This is a genomic window from Saccharopolyspora sp. CA-218241, from assembly GCF_050954615.1.
GTDB classification, from domain to species: domain Bacteria; phylum Actinomycetota; class Actinomycetes; order Mycobacteriales; family Pseudonocardiaceae; genus Saccharopolyspora; species Saccharopolyspora cebuensis.
Window position 1 is genome coordinate 1,476,667 of the sequence record NZ_CP191860.1, and the last position, 20,203, is coordinate 1,496,869.

At 71.4% G+C, this 20,203-nt stretch carries 23 protein-coding genes and 1 tRNA gene; 15 read left to right on the top strand and 9 right to left on the bottom strand.

The genetic code is table 11. The features are described 5' to 3' along the window. Positions 1–13: 13 nt before the first annotated feature. Entirely contained in the window at positions 14–358 is a 345-nt protein-coding gene (locus ACQP0T_RS07285; RefSeq protein WP_433871882.1) for a GntR family transcriptional regulator, read from the bottom strand. Between the two features lie 121 nt (positions 359–479). Between ACQP0T_RS07285 and ACQP0T_RS07290 the strand changes: the two genes are divergently transcribed. The 9 genes from ACQP0T_RS07290 (at position 480) to ACQP0T_RS07330 (ending at position 7,555) form a co-directional block, all read left to right on the top strand. After that, a complete protein-coding gene (locus ACQP0T_RS07290; RefSeq protein WP_433871883.1) occupies positions 480–839 on the top strand; it encodes a hypothetical protein in 360 nt (119 codons plus the stop codon). 573 nt (positions 840–1,412) lie between these two features. Continuing rightward, complete coding sequence (locus tag ACQP0T_RS07295; RefSeq protein ID WP_433871884.1) at positions 1,413–1,664, top strand: hypothetical protein; 252 nt, start codon at positions 1,413–1,415, stop codon at positions 1,662–1,664. Beyond that, entirely contained in the window at positions 1,664–1,840 is a 177-nt protein-coding gene (locus ACQP0T_RS07300) for a hypothetical protein (protein ID WP_369774904.1), read from the top strand. Before ACQP0T_RS07295 ends, ACQP0T_RS07300 begins: the two co-directional genes overlap by 1 nt. A 166-nt stretch (positions 1,841–2,006) precedes the next feature. Next, complete coding sequence (locus ACQP0T_RS07305) at positions 2,007–3,413, top strand: FtsK/SpoIIIE domain-containing protein (protein ID WP_433871885.1); 1,407 nt, start codon at positions 2,007–2,009, stop codon at positions 3,411–3,413. A gap of 43 nt (positions 3,414–3,456) precedes the next feature. Continuing rightward, entirely contained in the window at positions 3,457–3,642 is a 186-nt protein-coding gene (locus ACQP0T_RS07310; RefSeq protein ID WP_369774901.1) for a hypothetical protein, read from the top strand. Between the two features lie 12 nt (positions 3,643–3,654). Beyond that, positions 3,655–4,560: a hypothetical protein gene (locus ACQP0T_RS07315; protein WP_433871886.1), complete on the top strand. Its 906-nt coding sequence runs from the start codon at positions 3,655–3,657 to the stop codon at positions 4,558–4,560. 108 nt (positions 4,561–4,668) lie between these two features. Further along, positions 4,669–6,198, top strand: coding sequence for a replication initiator (locus tag ACQP0T_RS07320; protein WP_433871887.1), 1,530 nt, complete (start codon positions 4,669–4,671; stop codon positions 6,196–6,198). After that, a complete protein-coding gene (locus ACQP0T_RS07325; protein WP_433871888.1) occupies positions 6,198–6,380 on the top strand; it encodes a helix-turn-helix domain-containing protein in 183 nt (60 codons plus the stop codon). Before ACQP0T_RS07320 ends, ACQP0T_RS07325 begins: the two co-directional genes overlap by 1 nt. A 74-nt stretch (positions 6,381–6,454) precedes the next feature. Further along, positions 6,455–7,555 carry a site-specific integrase gene (locus tag ACQP0T_RS07330; RefSeq protein ID WP_433871889.1) on the top strand — a complete coding sequence of 367 codons (1,101 nt, stop codon included), beginning with the start codon at positions 6,455–6,457 and terminating at the stop codon, positions 7,553–7,555. A 66-nt stretch (positions 7,556–7,621) separates the two neighbouring features. Here ACQP0T_RS07330 and ACQP0T_RS07335 read toward each other — a convergent pair. Both ACQP0T_RS07335 and ACQP0T_RS07340 read right to left on the bottom strand, forming a co-directional pair. Then, positions 7,622–7,696 (bottom strand) — tRNA-Ile (locus ACQP0T_RS07335). 120 nt (positions 7,697–7,816) lie between these two features. Further along, positions 7,817–8,023: a hypothetical protein gene (locus tag ACQP0T_RS07340; protein WP_345364845.1), complete on the bottom strand. Its 207-nt coding sequence runs from the start codon at positions 8,021–8,023 to the stop codon at positions 7,817–7,819. A gap of 487 nt (positions 8,024–8,510) precedes the next feature. Here ACQP0T_RS07340 and ACQP0T_RS07345 point away from each other — a divergent pair, with 487 nt between their 5' ends. Together ACQP0T_RS07345 and ACQP0T_RS07350 are read left to right on the top strand one after the other, a co-directional pair. Further along, the gene (locus ACQP0T_RS07345; protein WP_345364848.1) at positions 8,511–8,636 is read left to right on the top strand and encodes a hypothetical protein; all 126 of its coding nucleotides are present in this window, start codon (positions 8,511–8,513) and stop codon (positions 8,634–8,636) included. Between the two features lie 41 nt (positions 8,637–8,677). Next, the gene (locus ACQP0T_RS07350) at positions 8,678–9,406 is read left to right on the top strand and encodes an rRNA methyltransferase (RefSeq protein ID WP_433871890.1); all 729 of its coding nucleotides are present in this window, start codon (positions 8,678–8,680) and stop codon (positions 9,404–9,406) included. On the opposite strand, the gene ACQP0T_RS07355 is transcribed toward ACQP0T_RS07350, so the two are convergent. Beyond that, positions 9,385–10,080 (bottom strand): class I SAM-dependent DNA methyltransferase, encoded by a 696-nt coding sequence (locus ACQP0T_RS07355; RefSeq protein ID WP_433871891.1) that lies wholly within the window; start codon positions 10,078–10,080, stop codon positions 9,385–9,387. The two genes, ACQP0T_RS07350 and ACQP0T_RS07355, sit on opposite strands and share 22 nt — an antisense overlap. Before the next feature lie 96 nt (positions 10,081–10,176). On the opposite strand from ACQP0T_RS07355, the gene ACQP0T_RS07360 reads away from it, so the two are divergent. Further along, complete coding sequence (locus ACQP0T_RS07360; protein WP_345364853.1) at positions 10,177–11,154, top strand: adenosine deaminase; 978 nt, start codon at positions 10,177–10,179, stop codon at positions 11,152–11,154. Positions 11,155–11,196: 42 nt separating this feature from the next. Here the strand turns inward: ACQP0T_RS07360 and pobA are convergent, their stop codons facing one another. From pobA to ACQP0T_RS07380, 4 genes are all read right to left on the bottom strand, one after another. Beyond that, positions 11,197–12,369, bottom strand: coding sequence for a 4-hydroxybenzoate 3-monooxygenase (gene pobA, locus ACQP0T_RS07365; RefSeq protein ID WP_433871892.1), 1,173 nt, complete (start codon positions 12,367–12,369; stop codon positions 11,197–11,199). A 149-nt stretch (positions 12,370–12,518) separates the two neighbouring features. Next, positions 12,519–12,728 carry a YbdD/YjiX family protein gene (locus tag ACQP0T_RS07370; RefSeq protein WP_345364857.1) on the bottom strand — a complete coding sequence of 70 codons (210 nt, stop codon included), beginning with the start codon at positions 12,726–12,728 and terminating at the stop codon, positions 12,519–12,521. Next, positions 12,725–14,854 carry a carbon starvation CstA family protein gene (locus tag ACQP0T_RS07375; protein WP_433871893.1) on the bottom strand — a complete coding sequence of 710 codons (2,130 nt, stop codon included), beginning with the start codon at positions 14,852–14,854 and terminating at the stop codon, positions 12,725–12,727. Before ACQP0T_RS07375 ends, ACQP0T_RS07370 begins: the two co-directional genes overlap by 4 nt. A 232-nt stretch (positions 14,855–15,086) precedes the next feature. Continuing rightward, entirely contained in the window at positions 15,087–15,911 is an 825-nt protein-coding gene (locus ACQP0T_RS07380) for an LLM class F420-dependent oxidoreductase (RefSeq protein WP_433871894.1), read from the bottom strand. A 254-nt stretch (positions 15,912–16,165) separates the two neighbouring features. Here ACQP0T_RS07380 and ACQP0T_RS07385 point away from each other — a divergent pair, with 254 nt between their 5' ends. From ACQP0T_RS07385 to ACQP0T_RS07395, 3 genes are all read left to right on the top strand, one after another. Next, positions 16,166–16,657 (top strand): SigE family RNA polymerase sigma factor, encoded by a 492-nt coding sequence (locus tag ACQP0T_RS07385; protein WP_345364863.1) that lies wholly within the window; start codon positions 16,166–16,168, stop codon positions 16,655–16,657. After that, positions 16,654–17,661 carry a hypothetical protein gene (locus ACQP0T_RS07390; protein ID WP_433871895.1) on the top strand — a complete coding sequence of 336 codons (1,008 nt, stop codon included), beginning with the start codon at positions 16,654–16,656 and terminating at the stop codon, positions 17,659–17,661. Before ACQP0T_RS07385 ends, ACQP0T_RS07390 begins: the two co-directional genes overlap by 4 nt. 380 nt (positions 17,662–18,041) lie before the next feature. Beyond that, positions 18,042–18,707 carry a hypothetical protein gene (locus ACQP0T_RS07395; protein WP_433871896.1) on the top strand — a complete coding sequence of 222 codons (666 nt, stop codon included), beginning with the start codon at positions 18,042–18,044 and terminating at the stop codon, positions 18,705–18,707. Here the strand turns inward: ACQP0T_RS07395 and ACQP0T_RS07400 are convergent, their stop codons facing one another. Continuing rightward, on the bottom strand, positions 18,708–19,916 hold the full coding sequence (locus tag ACQP0T_RS07400; RefSeq protein ID WP_433871897.1) for a hypothetical protein: 1,209 nt from the start codon (positions 19,914–19,916) through the stop codon (positions 18,708–18,710). Between the last annotated feature and the right edge of the window lie 287 nt (positions 19,917–20,203).

The window sequence follows — 20,203 nt, forward strand, 5'->3', positions numbered from 1 at the left end:
AGGGCAGGGGACTTCAGGAGCGGCCTTCCAGGGCCTCGACCCGAGCACGCAGCTCGGCGACGGTGCTCTGGAGTTCGGCGAGCTGGCGGCCGAGGGTGGCCGGATCGGCCGGCGCTTCTCCCTCGGCCGGGCGCTCGGTCACGTAGTAGCCGAGTCCGGAGACGGCTTCCGCGTAGCCGTCCTGGGCCAACTGGTTCAGGGCCTTCTGCGCTGTCATCGCCGAGACCTCGTGCTGCTTGGCGAGGGCGCGGACGGACGGCAGGCGGGTTCCCGGAGCGAGTTCGCCGCTGTCGATCTGGCCCGCGATCTCGGCGGCCATCTCCTGGTACGGGTGCGCGGCGACTCGCTGGTGTCTCACGCGGTGACTGTACCGAGACGCCACATCACGCGCTAGCTCACTCGAACGGAGCAACACCAGGTGTACTAGCACTGTGCTACAGTGAGCTAGTACGACAAAGAACGACACATGACAGAGGTTGATGATGCTGAAGAACATCCCGGCGAACATGGGCGGCTACAAGCTGATGGTGACCGAAGAGCCGACGATCAAGATGCGGGAGAACGAGCAGGGCGTGGCCGAACCGGTGGTGAACCGGCAGACGGGCGCGCAGGAGTTCGTGGTGTCGCTGTTCGCCAAGCGGCGGGTGCAGCCGGGCGAGTACGCGGGCAAGGGCGAGGAGATCAAGGTGACCCTGACCGCCGACCCCGGCGAGGGCTTCGACGAGGGCACCTACGTGCAGCTCGTCGACGCGACGGTGAGCCACTGGGAGAACCAGCGCGGCGGCCGGTACAGCTCCGGCCTGTCCTTCCGCGCCATCGGGCTCACCCCGCAGGGCTGACCCTGCGCCGTTCCCGGCTTGAGCCGGGCTGAATCTTCGCCGAATTCCGGCGGTTGTTGTTTGAGAATTCCAGAGTGGGCCGAGCTATGCCTTTTTCCGGCGCGGATTGTGTTGCGCCGGAGGGCTTTATTGGCCCCCGAACGCGTGTCGGGGGCTTTTATGGCCCGATGTGGAGGTGTGTTCGTGACGATGCTGAATAGCCGTCCGGCTGTGGCGGGTGAGTTGTGCACGTGCGGTGGCCAGGCACGGGACGTGATCGTTTCCACCGACGGCCGGGAGATCGGCAGTTGCAATATTTCCGGGGCTCCTCCGGTGGTTCCATGCCCGTTCTGCGGGCTGGAGGGGTTGCACACCGGAATGTGGAGCCCGGGTATGTCCGGAGTACCGGCTGGTGCCCGGGGAAAGGGGTTGATCGGGAATGTCGTTGGCGTATTGCCCGGCGTGCCACATCGATACGTGGCGGTACCAGCACAGCCAGGACGCGCACTGCGCGGCGCACGCACGGGGGTGGTCGCGGTGAAGGACTTCCACGGGACCGGATGCCTGGGAATCAACGAAAGGAGTTGGTGAGCGGTGGAGATCAAGGTTCCGGCGGGGATGCGGCGCAACACCCCGGCCATCCGCAGGTTGGAGGCCATTGCGGCGCTGCTCGATGAACTGGGTCAGAACTTGGACCGGGTGGAATTCCTGTCCGACGACATCGTGGACAAGCGCGCTATGGAACAGGCCGAAGACCTCGCATCGAAGGCGCGCACGTCGCTGGATGCGGTGCGCGATGCGGTGGCGAAGAAGGGCGGCGGCAACGTGGCGAAGGAGTACAAGTAATGGCTCGTGAAGGTGTGCACTCGACGGTGCGCAAGATCGACTCGACCATGTGGACGCTGACGAAGACGCTTCAGCGGTTCGGCGTCCCGAAGGGACTCGGGCAGCCGTTGAACAAGACGAAGAACGCGGTGGGCGACCTGGTGGCGCACCTGGAGATGACCGAACGCCGCAACTGAATCAGGAACGAACTCGGCGCGGGGTGCTGGATTCCTACGGGATTTCCGGCGCCCCGCGCTTCGTGGTGCAAAGGAGCGAGAAAGAATGCGCGACACCCGAATTGAGGTCACGTCGAACTCTCCGGCTCGGGCGGTCGGGCGCTGGATGGTGCGGCACCCGCGTTCGGTGTCCACAGCGGCGGTGATCACTCCGGCGGTGGTGCTGGTCGGCTACCAGGCCATGCTCATGACGGCAGGCGTCGCGGTGCTCGCCGGGGGCTCCTGGCGGGTGCTGGACGCGCCGACCTTCGACCGGTTCGCCGGACGCCTGCTGCGGGCGTGGTGGCGACGCTGGGCGGTCTATCACCGGCAATGGCTGCGCATCCTGGTGGCCTGCAACCTCACCACCTCGGACCACCGGGGCGCGGTGCTGGTGCCGAAGCTGCGGCGGGTCCGCTCCACCTGGGCGTGGGACACGCTGTTCATCGACCTGGCCAAGGGCCAGCAGCCCGAGGATGTCGGCGGGGTGCTCGACCGGATCGCGAACTCCTTCCGCGCCCGGTCGGCCTCTCTGCGGGTGCTCAAGCCGGGCCGCGTGGCGGTGGATCTCCAGCGGCGGGAGCCCTTCGACGAGATGCCCATCCCGCTGGCCGGGCTGTCGGACAGCACCGAGGTCGACCGGCTGCGGCGCGTCGTGGTCGGCCGGGACGAGTACGGCCGGGACTTCGCCCTGGACCTGCTCAAGCGGGACCTGCACGTGCTGTTGGCGGGTGAGACCGGTGCGGGCAAGGGCTCGTGGCTGTGGGGGCTGCTGCGGTCGCTGGCCCCGCTGGTCCGGGCCGGGGTCGTGCGGGTGTGGGTGATCGACCCCAAGGGCGGGATGGAGTTCGGCGGGGGGCGGGAGATGTTCCACCGCTTCGCCACCGACGACCGGACCGGTCTGGCCGTGATGCGCGAGTACACGACCGTGCTCGACGCCCGCAAGACCGAACTCGGCAACCAGGGCGTGCGCACCGCCGAGCCTTCGGCGGAAACCCCGATCGAGCTGCTGATCTGCGACGAGCTGGCCGCCATGACCGCCTACACGACCACCAAGAGCGACAAGGCGGAGTTCGAGACGCTGCTGAGCAAGGCGCTGACCCAGTATCGGGCGGTCGGCGGGCGCATCGTCGCCGCGACGCAGGAGCCGACCAAGGACGTCGTGCCCATGCGCGGGCTGTTCCCCACCAAGATCGCGCTGCGCCTGGCGCAGTCCAGCTACGTGGACATGTGCCTTGGTGAAGGCGTTCGGGATCTGGGTGCGTTCGCGGACAAGATCCCGGACTACATGCCCGGCGTGGCCTACGCCAAGCAGGACGGCCGCCGCGAAGCGCTCCGCGTCCGCGCCGCCTTCACCGCTGATGCCGACATCGCCGAACTCGTCGAGTTCACCACGAGCGGCGGTGCGGTCGTCCCGATCCGCCGACCGATCGGTGACGACGCCCTCGCCCCGGCTCGCGACGGCTGGGCCGATACCGACTTCGAGGAACTCGAAGACGACGAGGTGGAAGAGATCGCCTACTTCGACGGCGAAGACGAAGAAGAGAGCGCCTGAGCACCGACCGAAGCGTTTTCCCTGACACAGCAAGGAGAAACCGATGAACCCCGTGACGATCGTGCTCACCGGCAAGGGCCTGCTCACCGCCCTCGGACTGCTCGCCCTGGCCCTCGGCGTCCTCGCCCTCGTGTGGTGGCTCGCCGGACCCGGCTACGCCCTGCTCGGCGGCCTGGGCCTGGTGCTGCTGGTCAAGGGCCTGTTCGCCCTGCTCAAGCCCGCCGAGTGAACGGGGGACCGCATGAGCACCACTGACGACGACGTACCGGGGCGCACTCGCCGCGTCCGGCGCCTCGGTGCCCGGATCTCGGAAGCGCGACGGCTCCGGGGCCTGGTGGTGGACCCGGACCTTCAGGCGGTGGAGATGGAGCGCCAGGGGCGCCGCACTCTGGCCGGGCTGTGGTTCTTCCTCGCGCTGGGGCTGGTGTTCACCACCGAGGGTGTCCAGCGGTTCTTGGCTGGGGATGCGACTCCGGCTGATCCGCTGTGGTGGGCCGCGTGGGCGGTCGAGCCGATGTTCGCGGGGCTGCTGATCGTGCTGCTGAACTTCGAAGCCGTGATCCTCGCCCACGGGGTCGAGCCCGGTCACCCGTGGTGGCAGCGGCTCAAGCACGTCCTGTTGGCTTCCACGCTGGCCATGAACGTGCTGCCGCAGCTCGCGCCGCTGGTCACCGGGGACTGGGACGCGTTCAACCTCGGGTCGCTGGCCGTCCACGCGATCATCCCCGTGATCGTCTACGGCCTGGCCGAAGTCATCCCGGTCATCCAGGCACGACGCCGTGAGGTGATCCACCAGGCCTACGCCTACGCCGCTGAAGTCGAGCACCAGGAGCAGCCGGACGCCTCGACACCTGGTGCGGCCCCAGCGCCCGAACCGGTGCCGGTCGCGGAAGCACCTCCGACCCCAGCACCACCACCGGCGCCCGTCGCGGCTCCGGCTCCGGCTGAGGAGTCACCGACTTCGGACTCCGGCCTCGGTGGAGCCAAGCTGCCCGCGCCAACGGTGCAAGCCCTGCGGGACGCACACCACCGCGCCACCTCGCAGGGCCGGGAGTTCACCACCGCTGACGTCCGCCAGGTCGCCCGGCTGCCCGAACCCCTCGCCGCACGCATCGCCGCCGACCTCACCGGCCGCGTCCCCGCGTGAAACCGGCTGCGGCACAACCGAATACGCAACCGTTCCGGCTCGGCGGGACACCCCCCCAACAGGCGGCGGGTGTCCCGCCGTTCGCCTGTCTGGAGGTGATGGAAACCCGTGCCCGACTCGACTGCTCTGCTGACCAGCTACGACTACCAGCGGGTCACCGCTGATGCCTACGCCCGCCGAGTGAAGGCCCCGGACTACGCCCGCTGGCGGGCCGCTGTGGAGGCCACCGGCGGGTGCACGCACCCGATCCAGCTCACCGGCCACCACACCATCACCGACACGACTGGGGCGGTGCTGAAGGACCTGCGCGGCCGGGTCGCCGTGCCCTGCGGCAACCGCCGCGAAAGCGTCTGCCCCGCCTGCTCCGACCGCTACGCCGCCGACGCCTTCCACCTCCTCCGTGCCGGGTTGTGCGGTGGCACCAAGGACGTGCCCACCACCGTGGCGGAGCAGCCCCGGTTGTTCGTGACGCTCACCGCCCCGTCGTTCGGGCCGGTCCACAACCGCCGCGTCCGGGCCGGTCGGCCGGTGCCGTGCCGCTGCGGCACCCTCCACCAGGAGGCCGACCCCCGCCTCGGGCAGCCCCTCGACCCCGGCAGCTACGACTACACCGGGCACGTGCTGTGGCAGGCGCATGCCGGGGCGCTGTGGTCGCGGTTCACCAAGTACCTGCGGCGCCACATCGCCCAAGCCGCCGGAATTCGCGTCCGCGACTTCGGCGCCCACGCGCGGTTGTCGTTCGCCAAGGTCGCCGAATACCAGCGACGCGGCGTGATCCACTTCCACGCGGTTGTGCGCCTCGACGGCCCGACCGGACCCGGCGACCCGGCTCCCGCCTGGGCCACCACGGAACTGCTCACCTCTGCGGTGGAGGCCACGCACTGGGCAGTGGCCCTGACCGCCCCGGAGGTCGACGGGGTGGCGCGGCGGCTGGCGTTCGGGGATCAGCTCGACGTCCGCCCCATCCGGGCCGACGATGCCGGCGCCTTGGAGGACCAGGACGGCGCCATCACCGATGACCGGCTGGCCTCCTACGTCGCCAAGTACGCCACCAAGGGCACCGGCGCCTCCGAGACCCCGGACCGGCCGATCCGCACCGAAACCCACATCGACATGCTCCCCGTGCCCGAACATCACCGGCGGATCGTGCGCACCGCCTGGCGCCTCGGCGGCCCGGTCCCGTGTCCGGCTTGCCACCCCGGCGGCGAGCACCAGGAGGACGACTGCCCCTGCACGGCAGTCGGCTACTGCGAGACCTGCCGGGGCGGCGGACTCGTCTCCCGCACCGCCCGGATGCACTACGAACACCCGGGGCTCGACGAGAACAAGCGCGACCCGGTCGATGCGCTCAACCTGCGGCGCTGGGCGCACATGCTCGCCTTCCGGGGCCACTTCCTCACCAAGAGCAAGCACTACAGCGTCCCGTTCCGCCGCATCCGCGACGACCGGCGCCGGTTCCAGCTCGAACACACCCTGGCCGACCTGGGCGTCACCGAAGAGGCGATCACCGTGGTCAACGACTGGCACCTGGCCTCCGTCGGCCACCCCACCAGCGAAGACCGCGAACTCGCCGCCGCCATCGCCGAACGCAAACGCGACGCCAGGCGGCACCGCTACCAGACAGAAAGGAAAGACTGATGATCCGGAACCTCTGGGGACCGGCTGAGGTCGCCGACTACCTCGGCGTTCCGGTCGGCACCATCTACCAGTGGCGCACCCGGGGCTACGGCCCTCCCGGGCGCCGCGTCGGCAAGCACGTCCGCTACAAGCCCACCGACGTCGAAACCTGGTTCGAGAACCAGGCCGGGGGAGTGGTCTGATGCCACGCCCACCACTGGAGATCGGCACGCACGGCAAGATCCGCACCTACCAGACGGCTACCGGTTGGCGTGCGATGACGAAGTACCGGGACGCCGACGGGGTGACCCGGAACGTGGAGCGGTCGGGGCCGACCAGGGCGAAGGCTGAGCGGCGGCTGAAGGCGGATCTGCGGGACCGCCTCGCGCCGGTGCGGCAGGTGGGGATCGGTCCTGACTCGCGGTTCCAAGAAGCCGCTGACCTCTGGTTGCAGGAGTTCGAGGCGGCGGTGGCGGACGGTACTCGCTCGCCGACGTCGCTGGACACCTACAGTGGTCGGCTGAAGGGCATCATCATCCCGGCGCTCGGACAGGTCCGGTTGCGGGAAGTGACGGTGTTCCGGCTTGAGCAGGTGTGCCAGGCGGTGAAGCGGAACCAGAGCGTTGACTCAGCCCGCACGGTCCGCACCATCCTGTCGGGGATCTGCGGGTTGGCGGTCCGCTATCAGGCGATGACGGTCAACCCCGTGCGGCACATGGGGCCGCTGGAAGGGCGGCGGAAGGCGTCGCGGTCGCTGGAACCCGACGAGATGCGGGACTTGCTCGCCAAGCTCGACAGCAACGAGCGCGCCCTTCGGAATGACCTTCCTGACCTGGTGCGCTGGTACGCGGGCACCGGGTACCGCACGGGGGAGGCGTTGGCGGTGCAGTGGCAGCACCTCGACCTCGATGCTGGGGCGGTGGCGTGGGCGGGCAGCCTGATCAGGGGGAAGGGGACCGGCCTGTTGATCAACGAAGGCAAGACCGACGTCTCCGAACGTGCCTTGGCGTTGCCGACCTGGCTGGTCTCGATGCTCCGCGATCGGCGCGCGCGGCTGGCGGAGCGGTTCGGGGTACCGCTCGACGACTTGGACGGCCCGGTGTTCCCGAACACCAAGGGCGGTCTGCGGGACAAGCACAACACGCTAGCGCGCTGGCGGGAGTTCAGGGCGGAGGCCGAGTACCCGTGGGTGACCTTCAAGACCTTCCGGAAGTCGGTGGCGACCGTGCTCGACGGGGCGGGTTTGACCGCTCGGGAGATCGCTGATCAGCTCGGACACTCGAAGGTGTCGACGACGCAGGACGTCTACATGGGCAGGCGGGTCACGAGCCGCAAGGCCGCTGAGGCGTTGAGCGAGGTTGAGTGGTTCGGGAAATAAGGTGTGGGAAAGATGTGGCGATGATCTTGGGAGGATCGTCGCCACCCTTTCCGATCAGGCGCGGAGTGGGGCAGGTGGGACTTGAACCCACGACCTGACGGATTATGAGTCCGCTGCTCTGACCTGCTGAGCTACTGCCCCCGGCTCCGCGAGTACGGGGAATCGTAGCGAGGTGTGGAGTCCTCGGGGCTGTCGGGTCGGGCTGTGCGCAGCGACGGGGCCGGTGCCCCGCGGGTCACCGGCCCCGTCGCTCGGCCGCCGTCAACTGAACATCGCGAAGATGTTGAACGCCCCGCTGAGCTGCCCGATGATCGCGATCGTCGCGCCGAGCGCGCCGATGGTCGCGATGGTCAGCACCGCCAGCATGATCAAGTACACCAGAGCCTTGACCGGCTTCGGCAACTTGGTGATCGCCGAGATGTCGGGCAGTGCGAGCTGTGGTTCCTTGCCGATCCCTGGTGCGGACATCTGACTTCCCCCGTCCTCGTGTCAGTCTCCCTTGCGTGCACCGCTGCTCCGGAGACGGAGAGCAGCGGGAGTCCCGTTGCGTTCAACGCATAACGAACAAGTCTCGTTCAGCGCTCGGCTGATCGTCCGGCTCCGCGGCTGCTCCGACTTGGACAGAATCATCCGCGCTGCCACCGGGACCCGCGAGCGGGATCGGGAGCGTTCCGCGGCGTGTCGGAAATCGTTACCCATTCCTGATCGGAACGTGCGGTTCCGTTCATTTGAATGAATGCATTTCGGATTTCGCGGGCGCCGGGATGTCCTGTCGTCGTTGACCGACGATCTGCGCTGCACGTCAAGAGTACCAACATCACCCGCTCCGCGATCAGCGGGGTACCTCCGCCCGGTGATCCGTTTTCCCCGGTCACCCGGGACTTTCGACCCGGGCCGTCGGCCCGGTGGTCGGGTTGACTCGGGGGCGGACATCCCCGGCTCGTCTGGACGTCGAATGTTGTTCAAAACGATGATGTTCACCGCGGTCCTGCTCTCCGCCGCGTTGGCCGACGCCGCGGAACCGGTCGATCCGCCGCCCGCCGCCCGCACCGCCGTCGCCCCCGCCTGCCCGGCGCGCTGATCCGGCTAGTCTCGGGCCGACGTCCGAGCCCGGGGGGAGCCATGTACCGCTACGCGACCGATCGCCGGGACCACGGCGACCTGGCGGGCGGCAAGGTGCTCCGCTCGGCCCCCGGGATGCCCGGTTTCCCGGTCCGGCTGGCCGACGAGGTGTTCCAGCGGGCCGCCGCGCTGCACGGCGCGGACCGCCCGCCGGTGGTCTGGGACCCGTGTTGCGGCAGCGGCCACCTGCTCACCGCCCTCGGCCTGCTGCACCCCGACCGCATCGCCGGGGTGCTCGCCGGGGACGTCGACGAGGCGGCGCTTTCGCTGGCGCGCCGCAACCTCGCGCTGCTCACCGCCGACGGCCTCCGCGAGCGCCGGGACGAGCTCGCCGGGCTGCACCGGGCTCACGGGAAGGACTCGCACCGCGACGCGGTGGCCGCCGCCGACCGGCTGGCCGCGCGGGTGCGCGGAATCGGTTCAGCCGTCCGCCGCGCCGATGTCTTCGACCCCGCCGAGCTGCGTCCGGCCGTGGCGGAGCACCGGCCGGACCTGGTGATCACCGACGTGCCCTACGGCGAGCTCACCCGGTGGCGCGGGGCTCCGGCCGAACCGGTGGCCGCCCTGGTCCGGTCCGTGGCCGCCGTGCTCGCCGAGGACGCCGTGATCGCGGTGAGCTGCCGGGCCCGCCGGGTGCCGCTGGGCGGCCTCCCGGCGGTCGGGTCGCTGAAGGTCGGCCACCGCGCGGTGGCCTTCCTCCGGGCCGGTCAGGTCCGGCGCCAGACGTAGGCGGCGGAGACCGGGTGGCCCCGGTACCGCTCCCACTGGGGCTTCACCGCCAGCCACTCGTCGCCGACCACGCCCTCCCGCAGCTCGGCGAGCTGCCAGCCCGCGCCCAGCGCCGCCGCCACGTGATCGCTGATCAGGTGCAGGTTCGTGGTGATCGCCAGGTCCTCGCCGCTGCGGCTGGTGAAGTGCGTCGGCATCCCGGAGGTCATGATGAAGTGCGGGTGGAAGCTGACCACCGCGAACAGCCCGCCGGGGCGGGCCAGCCGGAACGCCTCCCGGTACAGCGGCGGCAGCTCGCCCAGGTGCTCGTCGATCAGCGAGCAGATCACCAGGTCGTAGGTCGCGTCCGGCAGACCGGTGTCGGTGGCGTCGGCTTCGGCCAGGCTCCGGTGCGCACCGCGGCGGCGCGCCACGTCGAGCATCTCCGGGGTGAGGTCGACGCCGTCGATCGACGCCACCCCGCGCTCGCGCAGCCACCGCCCGGTGCGGCCGGTGCCGCAGCCGAGGTCGGCGGCCTGCCGCACCGCGGCCCAGTCCGGCACCCGGAGCCGGTCCAGCAGCGCGATGTCCATCACGTCCTCGACCGTGTCCTCGTAGGTCGAGACCCACTCGCCGTACCCGGCGCGGACGTCCACGGTGCGGTATCCGCGCTTGTCGAAGGTGGTGAAATCCATTCCGCCGAGTATGGCCGCACCCGCTCCTCCGGAGACACGGGTTTTCCGGCGGCCGTGGTCTACTGGGGCGTCCGGTTCCGAACGAGGAGGTCGTAGTTGCCCGGGTTGTTGATCCCGAAAGCCGAGCTGCACGTGCACATCGAGGGCACGCTCGAACCGGGCCTGGTGTTCGCCTGCGCCCACCGCAACGGGATCGAGCTGCCGTTCGCCGACGTCGAGGACCTGCGCCGCCGCTACGTCTTCGACGACCTCCAGTCCTTCCTGGACCTGTACTACCTGGCGATGGACGTGCTGCGCACCCCGCTGGACTTCACCGAGATGACCGACGAGTACCTGGCCAAGGCCAGCACCCAGGGCGTCAAGCACGCGGAGATCTTCTTCGACCCGCAGGCGCACCTCGACCGCGGCGTGCCGATGGAGGTGATCGTCGAGGGGCTCACCGCCTCGCTGCGCACCTCGTCCGAGCGCTTCGGGATCTCCACCCGGCTGATCGCCTGCTTCCTGCGCGACAAGGGCCCGGAGGCCGCGCTGGCGACCTGGGAGGCGTTGCAGCCGCACCTGGACGTGATCGACGGCGTCGGCCTGGACTCCGCCGAGGTCGGCTACCCGCCCGCGGCGTTCGCCCCGGTCTTCGAGCGGGCCAGGGCGGCGGGCCTGCACCTGGTCGCGCACGCGGGGGAGGAGGGCCCGCCGGAGTACGTCTGGCAGGCCCTCGACGTGCTCGGCGTGGAGCGGGTCGACCACGGCATCCGCTCGGTGGAGGACGCCGAGCTGCTCCGGCGGCTGTCCCGGGAACGCACCCCGCTGACCGTGTGCCCGTTCTCCAACGTGCGGCTGCGCTGCGTGCCGGACCTGGAGCAGCACCCGCTGCCCGCGCTGCTGGACGCGGGCGTGGTGGTCACCATCAACTCCGACGACCCGGCCTACTTCGGCGGCTACGTCGGGGACAACTACGTCGGCATCCAGCGGGCCCTGGACCTCGACGCCACCGCGGTGCGCGAGCTCGCGGCCCACTCCTTCCAAGCCTCGTTCGTCACCGACGAGGAGCGCCGGGCGCTGCTCGACCTGCTGTGAGCGCGCGGTGCCCCCGGTGCGGCGCACCAGGGGCACCCTGCCTCAGCGCAGCGGGAGACCGACGTAGTTCTCCGCCAGCGTGGTGGCGGACGCCTCGGAGCGGCCCAGGTAGTCGAACTGCGAGCGCTGGAGCCGGCGGTCGAAGGCCGCGTCGGGCCCTTCGAAGCGGTGCGTCATCGAGGTCATCCACCAGGAGAAGTGCTGCACCCGCCAGACCCGCTCCAGGCACGCGGCCGAGTAGGTGTCGATGCCCGTCTCGCTGCCGGTGCGGTAGTAGTCGGCGATCGACTCGGCGAGCCGGTCCACATCGGACACCGCGAGGTTGAGGCCCTTGGCGCCGGTCGGCGGCACGATGTGCGCCGAGTCCCCGGCGAGGAAGAGCCTGCCGTAGCGCAGCGGCTCGGCGACGAAGCTGCGCATCGCGGTGACGCTCTTGTCGAAGATCGGGCCCTGCTGGAGGGTGAACCCGGGGGCGTCGAGCCGGGTGCTCAGCTCGGCCCAGATCCGCTCGTCGGGCCAGCGGTCCAGCGATTCCTCCGGCGCGACCTGGAGGTACATCCGGCTGATCGTCGCCGAGCGCATGCTCAGCAGCGCGAAGCCGTTGGCGTTGTTGGCGTAGATCAGCTCGTCGCTGGAGGGCGGCACGTCGGCCAGGATGCCCAGCCAGCCGAACGGGTAGACCCGCTCGTAGACGGTCCGCACGTCGGCCGGGATGGCATCGCGGCAGATGCCGTGGAAGCCGTCGCACCCGGCGACGAAGTCCGCGTGCAGCTCGTGGGAGACGCCCTCGTGGGTGTAGTGCACGACCGGGTCGTCGGTATCGACGCCCGCCACCTGCACCTCGTCGACCTCGAACAGCACCCGGCCGCCGTCGGCGAGGCGCCGCTCGGTGAGGTCCTTGACGACCTCCTGCTGCCCGTAGACGGTGATCGCCCGCCCGGTCAGCTGCTTGAACGGGATGTGCACCCGGTCCTCGTCGAACTGGACGTGGACGCCGTTGTGCACCTCGCCCTCGCGCCGCATCCGCTCGCCGACCCCGGCTTCGGTGAGCAGGTCGACGGTGCCCTGCTCCAGCACGCCCGCGCGGACCCGCTGCTGCACGTGCTCCGCGCTGCGCCGCTCCAGCACGACGGAGTCGACGCCTTGGAGGTGCAGCAGGTGGGAGAGCAGGAGTCCGGCGGGGCCACCGCCCACGATCGCGACCTGTGTGCGCATGGAGTTTCGAACCTTTCCGTGGCTTGGACCACCACACTGTCGCCGGGGGGCATCGCGGTCGCCGACGGTGCCCTTCTGCTCAGCGGAAGCCTCCCGGGGCCCACCGGCCCGGGCTACCCGCCCCGGTGCGGTGGTACGCGTGGCGGTCCTCAGCAGCAGCGGGAGCCGGGGTTGGCCTCCTGCCGGTCGACGTGGCGGCGCCAGAACTCGCGTTCCGGCAGCGGGGCCTCGTCCGGGTGATGCGCGCGGTGGTGGGCGAGGTAGCGCTCGTAGGCGTCCTCGCCCACCACGCCGCGCACGATCCGCCGAGCCGCGCGCACCCCGTCGCGCAGCCCGGCGAGGACCGCTCGCACCGTCATGTCCCCGCGGTCTCCCGCTCCCGCTGGACCCGCCGCTCCTCGGCGGTCGGGATCAGCCCGGACGGCGCCCACAGGGTCGACTCCTGGTAGGGCTCCTCGGTGGTGGGCAGCGGTTCGGACGCGCGCAGCGCCTTGATCCACACCCGGATCGCGTCGACCAGCACCACGATGATCAGCACCGCGAACAGCACGCTGAGCACGCCGGTGACGGTCGAGTTCACCACCACCTGCTGCATGTCCGCGACGGTGTGGGCGCTGCCCTTGCTGGTCTCGCCGGCGTCCAGCGCCGCCTGGTACGCCGCCCGCTGGGCGAAGAACCCGATGCTCGGGTCGGCGGAGAAGATCTTCTGCCAGCTCGCGGTGAGCGTCACCGCCACGTCCCAGGCCAAGGGGACCAGCGTCACCCAGGCGTACTTGGCCTTGCCGGCCTTGATCAGCAACGTGGTGGCCACCGCCAGCGCCACCGCCGCCAGGAGCTGGTTGGCGATGCCGAACAGCGGGAAGAGCTGGTTGATGCCGCCCAGCGGGTCGTTCACCCCGGCCCACAGGAAGTAGCCCCAGGCGCCGACGATGACCGCGCTGGCGATCCAGTTGCCCGGCCGCCAGCTCACGTCCCCGAAGCGCTTCCAGACGTTGCCGACCGTGTCCTGCAGCATGAACCGACCGACCCGGGTCCCGGCGTCCACCGTGGTCAGGATGAACAGCGCCTCGAACATGACCGCGAAGTGGTACCAGAACGCCTTCATCGCGTCGCCGCCGATGACCTGCGAGAACACTTCGGACAACCCGACCGCGAGGGTCGGGGCGCCGCCGCTGCGGCCGACCAGCGTCTCCTCGTCGACCGCCGCTGCCGCCGCCGCGAGCTGCTCCGGGCTGATCTGGAACCCGATCCCGGCGACCGCCTGGGACGCCGACTCCACGGTGTCGCCGAGCGCGGTGGCGGGCATGTTCATCGCGAAGTACAGGCCGGGGTCGATGATGCAGGCGGCGGCCAGCGCCATGATCGCCACGAACGACTCGGTGAGCATCCCGCCGTAGCCGATGACGCGGACCTGCGACTCCTTCTCCAGCAGCTTCGGCGTGGTGCCCGAGGACACCAGCGCGTGGAAGCCGGACAGCGCACCGCAGGCGATCGTGATGAACACGAACGGGAACAGCGAACCGCTGAACACCGGCCCCTGGCCGTTGAGCGCGAACTCGGTGATCGCCTCGGTCTTCATCAGCGGCATCGCGATCAGCAGCGACGCCGCCAGCAGCACCACCACGCCGACCTTCATGAAGGTGCTGAGGTAGTCGCGCGGGGCCAGCAGCATCCACACCGGCAGCACCGAGGCGATGAATCCGTAGCCGATCAGCGCGAAGGTGATCTCGTTGGCGCTGAGGGTGAACATCCCGGCCAGCGAGGACTCCGCGACCCAGCCGCCGCCGACGATCGCCAGCATCAGCAGCGCCACGCCGATGACCGAGGTCTCGGTGATCCGACCGGGCCGGACGTAGCGCAGGTAGAAGCCCATGAACAGGGCGATCGGGATCGTCATCCCGATGGAGAAGGTGCCCCACGGCGAGCCCCGGAGCGCGCCGACCACGACCAGCGCCAGCACCGCGAGCAGGATGATCATGATCGCCAGCACCGCGATCAGCGCGGCGACCCCGCCCACCGGCCCGATCTCGTCGCGGGCCATCTGGCCGAGGCTGCGGCCGTTGCGGCGGGTGGAGAAGAACAGCACCACCAGGTCCTGCACCGCACCGGCGAAGATCACCCCGACGATGATCCAGATGGTGCCCGGCAGGTAACCCATCTGCGCGGCCAGCACCGGACCGACCAGCGGACCGGCCCCGGCGATCGCCGCGAAGTGGTGGCCGAACAGCACCCGTCGGTCGGTCGGCTGGAAATCGGTGGCGTTGTTCAGCCGTTCAGCGGGGGTGGCCCGGGTGTCGTCGGCGCGCAGCACCTTGTACGTGATGAACCGGGCGTAGAAGCGGTAGGCGATCGCGTACGACGCCAGCGCCGCGAACACCAGCCACGCCGCGGAGATCTCCTCCCCGCGGCTGAGCGCGATCACGCCCCAGGCGACCGCGCCGATGATCGCGACGAGCACCCAGCCGCCGATCTCCTTGGGGCTCATCCTCCGCTTCCGAGCTCCGCTCGGCGAGTCCGTCGTCGTTGCCACCGTCCCGCGACTCCATTCGGTCAGTTCCGCCGCGATGCGCCCTCCGCGCCGCGGACCGAGCATCGGTCGCGGCCCAGCCGATGTCCACCCCGTGCCCGGGACGTAACCAGGATGTAAGCAGCGGTCGGTACACGCGTGGGCCCCGCCGTCCACGTCGCGTGGTCGACGGGGCCCGGAAGCGGACAGATCAGCCGAAATCGCGCATGAGAGCGGTGTAGCCGTCGAGCAGCCGGAGGGTGGTGTCCCGCGGCTCGGTCGGCAGCAGGAACAGCGTCCGGTCCACCCCGGCCTCGGCGTAGGAGGCGATCTCGGCGGCGTCGTCGGGCGCCGAGTACACCGACACCGGAACCCGCCAGCCCGCCCGCTCGCGCACCTCGGCGATCATCGACGCCAGGTCGCCGCTGCCCGCGCGGGGCAGCCAGCCGCCGCCGTACTCGGCGACGCGGGCCCGGGCCCGGTCGCTCTCGCCGCCGACGTAGATCGGCGGGTGCGGGTCCTGCACCGGCTTCGGCCACGCGTACACCGGGTCGAAGTCCACGTGCTCCCCGTGGAACTCGGCCTGCTCCTGGGTCCACAGCGCCCGCATCGCCCGGATCCGCTCGTCCATCAGCGCTCCCCGCGTCCTCGGGTCGGTGCCGTGGTTGCGCATCTCCTCGCGGTTCCACCCCGCGCCGATGCCGAAGATCGCCCGCCCGCCGGAGACCAGGTCCAGCGAGGCGACCTCCTTGGCGGTGGTGATCGGGTCGCGCTCGACCACCAGCGCGATGCCCGTGGCCAGCAGCAGGTTCTCGGTCACCGAGGCCATGGCGCCGAGCGCGACGAACGGGTCCAGGGTGCGGTAGTAGATCCGCGGCAGGTCCCCACCGCCCGGGTACGGCGATTCCCGGCTCGCCGGGATGTGGGTGTGCTCGGCGAGGAAGACGGCGTCGAACCCGCGCTCCTCCAACGCCCGCCCGAGGTCCGCGGGCCTGATCCCCTCGTCGGTGATGAACGTCGAAACCCCGAACCGCATCAGGTATTCCTCCCATCGCGAGTCAACGGGGCCGACGGTAGTGCAGCCGGGTGGGACGAGCACGGTCGTCTGTCTCGAAGCGGCCACGGCGATGATCTTCGGCGGGGACCGCCGGTAGGCTCCCCCGGGCCCGGGAATCGCGGAAAACTCCGGTCCGGTCACAACCGTGGAGGGGGTCTCGCGCGTCGTGCAGGGATGTGACGGTGTCGATCGCAGCGCCCGCGACCGCCTGGTCGGGCGACGGGCTGACGGCCATGGATGACTTGACGGACCGGCTGACCGCCCTCTACCAGGAGCATTACCGGCAACTGCTGCGGATCGCGCTGCTGCTGGTTGATGACCGCGCGTCGGCCGAGGACATCGTGCAGGACGCCTACGTCCGCGTGTTCGACTCCCGGAACCGGCTGCGCGACCCGGACAAGGCGCTGGCGTTCCTGCGCCAAGCGGTGCTCAACCGGGCCCGCTCGACCCTGCGGCGCAGGCAGATCGCCAAGAAGTACCAGCCGAAGCTGGCGACCGCCGACGCCCAGCCCGACGACACCGGCCGCGGGGTGGACCGCGCGGTGCTCACCGCGGCGCTGGCCCAGCTCCCCCGGCGGCAGCGCGAGGCGATCGTGCTGCGCTACTACGCCGACCTGAGCGAGGCGCGCACCGCGGAGCTGATGGGATGCAGCGCGGGTTCGGTCAAGTCCTACTGCTCGCGCGGCGTCGCGCGGTTGTCGGAGCTGCTCGGGAAGCGGGTGTGAACGGCACGATGGTCACCGATGACGAAGCGCGGGTGCGCGCGCTGCTGCACGCCGCGGTGGACGACGTCGAACCCCGGTCCGATGCGCTGCCCCGACTGCTCGCCGCCACCCGCCGCCACCGCTCGCCGCGGCGCCGGGTCCTGCTCGGCGCGGGCAGCGCGGTCGCGGCCACCGCGGCGCTGCTGCTGGTGCTGGTGGTGTTCCCGACCGGTCAGCGCACCGCCCCGGTGAGCATCGGTCCGCACGGCTACCTCGCGATCACCGACCTCGGCGTGGTGTCGGTGTTCGACGTGGACTCCGGGCAGCGGCAGCGGGAGCTCGGCCGGGTCGACGGCGGTGCCGCCGGACCGGTGGCCGGCTCGCCCGATCGGTTCTTCGCCCTGGTGGACGGGCACGTCGTCGCCGGCGGCGCCGACGGCGAGCTGCGGAGGCTGCCCGGCACCGCCACCGGCCAGGTGCTCACCGCCGAAGGCGACCGGGTCGCCTACCTCGACGGCGGCGCGGTGGTGGTCGCCGACCCCGCGCAGCGGCGGGTGCCGATCCCGCCCGGGACCGCCGTGCTCGACCTGGCGCTGGCCGAGGACGGGCGCCTGGCCGTGCTCCTGGCCGGTCCGGCGGGTGACGTCGGCATCCGGGTGCTGCCCGCCGGAGCGGCGGACTTCGCGGCGGCGGGCGAGATCGACGTGCTCGGCGACTGCGGACCGCTGTCGGTGACCTGGACCGGCGGGGACGTCGCGGCGCTGCTGCCGGTCGCCTGCGGCTCGGCGGACTCCCGGGTGGCCACCTTCGACGCGGAGACCGGCAGGCGGCTCGGCGGCGGCGTCGCCTTCGAGACCGGTCCGCTGCGCCCGGGTTCCGTGCAGCTGTCCACCGACCGGCTCGGCCGGTTCCTGGTCTCCACCGCGGGATCCGGGCAATGGCTGGTCGACGGCGGGCTGATCCGGCCGCTGCCCCCGGCGTGCGCGCCGGGAGGGCGATGCGCCCGAACCCCCTCTTCTTTTTGATTTCCTGATCGTGGTCCTGTTGCTTGGCGGTGCGGGTGGCGGAACCTCAGCGGCCTTCTCGCTCCGGGCGCCCCTTCTCATGGATGCCAATGCACAGCGGCGGGGCGTCCTCGCGAGAAGACCGCTGAGAACCGGCGGTGCCGGTGCCGGTGCCGTGCGTGGGGTGAGAGCTGCGCCGCTTGGCTGGTGGTGGTGTCGGTGGCGTGCGTGCTTGCACCGGGTTCCTTGCCTCGGCTGCGGGTGGTGGCCTCGGCTTTCGGGGGTTGCTGTCCCGGTCTGGTGAATGGTCTCGCCCGGTGGTGCGGTGGGGACCTCTCGGCGGTTCCCCCGTCGCGGGATCTCCGACATCATGAGGCGCTCGGTCGGCGGAGGCGGGTGCGGTGCGAGCACAGCAACGGGGAGAACTGGTGCGGTTGTGCCGGGCCGCGCTCGACCGGCCGCGCTGGCAGCAGGTGCTCGCCTTCGTCGTCTCGCTGTGGGCGCTGGCGTGGATCGTCGCCCAGTTCGTCGTGCCGGAGCGGGACACCACCGCGCTGGCCGTGCTCGGCGAGTTCGCCGACCGGACCGGGTTGGCGGGGGAGTGGGTGCAGCGGCTCGCGGCGTCCTGGTACGACACCGGCGCCGGACTGGCCGCCTTCGGCGGGCTGCTGTGGGCGGCGACCACCGAACGCGGCCAGGGCCCGGCGCTGCTGGGCTGGCTCGCGGTGATGCTCTCCGCCGAACGGCTCGGCTACCAGCCCGCGATCCTGGTGGCGCTGGCGACGCTGGTGGGGTTCGTGGCACTGCTCTGGGTCGCCTCGCTCACCAGCGCGGGCATGCCGGACCGGCGTTCCGGGCTGCGCCCGCGCGACGTGCTGCGCGCCGGCGTGACGGCGGCGGCGCTGACCGCCGTGGTCCCGCTGTTCGCGCCGCTGCTGGTGCTGTGCCGGCTGGTCCGGCCGTACCTGACCAAGGCGCCCCGGTTGCTGCCGCCGGGCGACGCGGCCCCGGCGCGCGGCGGGTGGACCCGGGTGCGCGCCGACGACGAGGAACCGGATCCGCGCTGATCACAGCGGCAGCCGCAGGCCGCGCTCGACCGCGGTGCGCAAGGCGACGTCCTCGGGCGCCGACGGGCCGTCGCCCCAGACCGCCCGCACCACCCGGACCCGCGCACCGGTCTGCTGCACCGCTCGGGCGGCGTCGTCGAACTCCGCCCCGTTCCCGGTGAGCGGCACGCCGACCTGGCCGGTGCCGGGTTGCTGGGCGAGTTCCCGCAACTCCGCCGCCGACCGCTCGTCCCCGGCGTCCACCGACGTCACCGCGACCACCACCGGGCGGCCGTCGGTCCGGGTCGCGAAGCGGGCCCGGGACACCTCGCGGCACGGGTGCGCGGCGAACCAGGCCTGCACGTCGCCGGAGGACACCGCCACGCAGTCGGTGCCCCGCCGCGCCGCGTGCTCGACGAACCCCACCCCGTCCACCTGCCGCACCGCCCGCGCGGGCGCTGCCGGCTCGGGCCCGCCGGTCAGCAGCACCACGAGCACCACCGCGCAGGCCAGCACCACCGCCGCGACCGCGCCGCCCACGACGGAGCGGCGGCGGGACAGCGGGCGTCGCGGGGCGGCGCGCACCTTCGGCAGCAGGACGGTCTCGGTGGTGCCGAGGTCGTCGGCGCCGGTGTCGGCGAAACCCTCGGCGACGAGCTCGGCGGCGCTGAGGTCGATGCCGCCGTCCAGCGCGCGCAGCAACCGGTGCGCGGCGGCGGCCGGGCAGGTGCGTTCGTAGGTGGCGAGCTCCCGAGCGGCGGCCAGCACCGACGTCGTGGTCGGCGAGAGCACCCGCAGACCCCGGTGCAGGTCGGTGGTCGGCTGCGTGACCTGGGCGGCGTAGGGGCCGACGGCGACCACCGCCGCGACCGGCAGCGGTTCGACGCCCCGCGCCTGCAGGCCCCGGGCCAGCGCGGCGGCCGATTCCAGCGCCTCCAACCCGGGGTTGGCGGCGCCGTCGCGCACCAGCGGCCAGCCGTCGACCGTCCACGGTGTCCGCAGCGGGGCCTCCAGCTTGGTGGCGGGTTCGCCGAGATCGGCGCCGAGCACCACGACCACCCCGCGCGGCAGCACCAGCACCGCGTCCAGCGGGCGCGGTGCGCCCAGCGGTGCGCAGCCGAACACCGCGACGCCGCCGAGCACCGATTCGCCCTCGCCCCACGCGGTGACGGCGGCGCGGACGTCGGCTCCCACCGCGCTGGGTTCGGCGTCGAGCCGCACCAGTCGCACGACGACCTCCTCTCCGCGGCCGCCGGTGCGGCCACGGAGCACGGTAGTCGGACACGTCCGGGCGTGTCCGGGGGTTCCGCCGTTCGTCCGTTCGAGTGGTATCCGTCGTGCCGTGCCGCCGTTGCGGTGACGGTCGGCACTCCCCCGCGCACCTGCCCGGATCTGCGACGACCGCCGAGCGGAGGCCGCCACCGCGGGACCGGCCGGGCCGCCGCGCCACCGGTGCGGATGCCCGCGTTGGTGTGGCGGGAGGTTCCACCCGCATAGCAGAATGACGCCGCACCTGG

Coding starts and splice junctions, on each gene's coding strand:
- ACQP0T_RS07290 (WP_433871883.1), top strand. CDS start 480: ATGATGCTGAAGAACATCCCGGCGAACATGGGCGGCTACAAGCTGATG.
- ACQP0T_RS07300 (WP_369774904.1), top strand. CDS start 1,664: ATGGCTCGTGAAGGTGTGCACTCGACGGTGCGCAAGATCGACTCGACC.
- ACQP0T_RS07310 (WP_369774901.1), top strand. CDS start 3,457: ATGAACCCCGTGACGATCGTGCTCACCGGCAAGGGCCTGCTCACCGCC.
- ACQP0T_RS07315 (WP_433871886.1), top strand. CDS start 3,655: ATGAGCACCACTGACGACGACGTACCGGGGCGCACTCGCCGCGTCCGG.
- ACQP0T_RS07325 (WP_433871888.1), top strand. CDS start 6,198: ATGATCCGGAACCTCTGGGGACCGGCTGAGGTCGCCGACTACCTCGGC.
- ACQP0T_RS07330 (WP_433871889.1), top strand. CDS start 6,455: ATGACGAAGTACCGGGACGCCGACGGGGTGACCCGGAACGTGGAGCGG.
- ACQP0T_RS07340 (WP_345364845.1), bottom strand. CDS start 8,023: ATGTCCGCACCAGGGATCGGCAAGGAACCACAGCTCGCACTGCCCGAC.
- ACQP0T_RS07345 (WP_345364848.1), top strand. CDS start 8,511: ATGTTGTTCAAAACGATGATGTTCACCGCGGTCCTGCTCTCCGCCGCG.
- ACQP0T_RS07350 (WP_433871890.1), top strand. CDS start 8,678: ATGTACCGCTACGCGACCGATCGCCGGGACCACGGCGACCTGGCGGGC.
- ACQP0T_RS07355 (WP_433871891.1), bottom strand. CDS start 10,080: ATGGATTTCACCACCTTCGACAAGCGCGGATACCGCACCGTGGACGTC.
- pobA (WP_433871892.1), bottom strand. CDS start 12,369: ATGCGCACACAGGTCGCGATCGTGGGCGGTGGCCCCGCCGGACTCCTG.
- ACQP0T_RS07370 (WP_345364857.1), bottom strand. CDS start 12,728: ATGACGGTGCGAGCGGTCCTCGCCGGGCTGCGCGACGGGGTGCGCGCG.
- ACQP0T_RS07375 (WP_433871893.1), bottom strand. CDS start 14,854: ATGAGCCCCAAGGAGATCGGCGGCTGGGTGCTCGTCGCGATCATCGGC.
- ACQP0T_RS07380 (WP_433871894.1), bottom strand. CDS start 15,911: ATGCGGTTCGGGGTTTCGACGTTCATCACCGACGAGGGGATCAGGCCC.
- ACQP0T_RS07385 (WP_345364863.1), top strand. CDS start 16,166: ATGGATGACTTGACGGACCGGCTGACCGCCCTCTACCAGGAGCATTAC.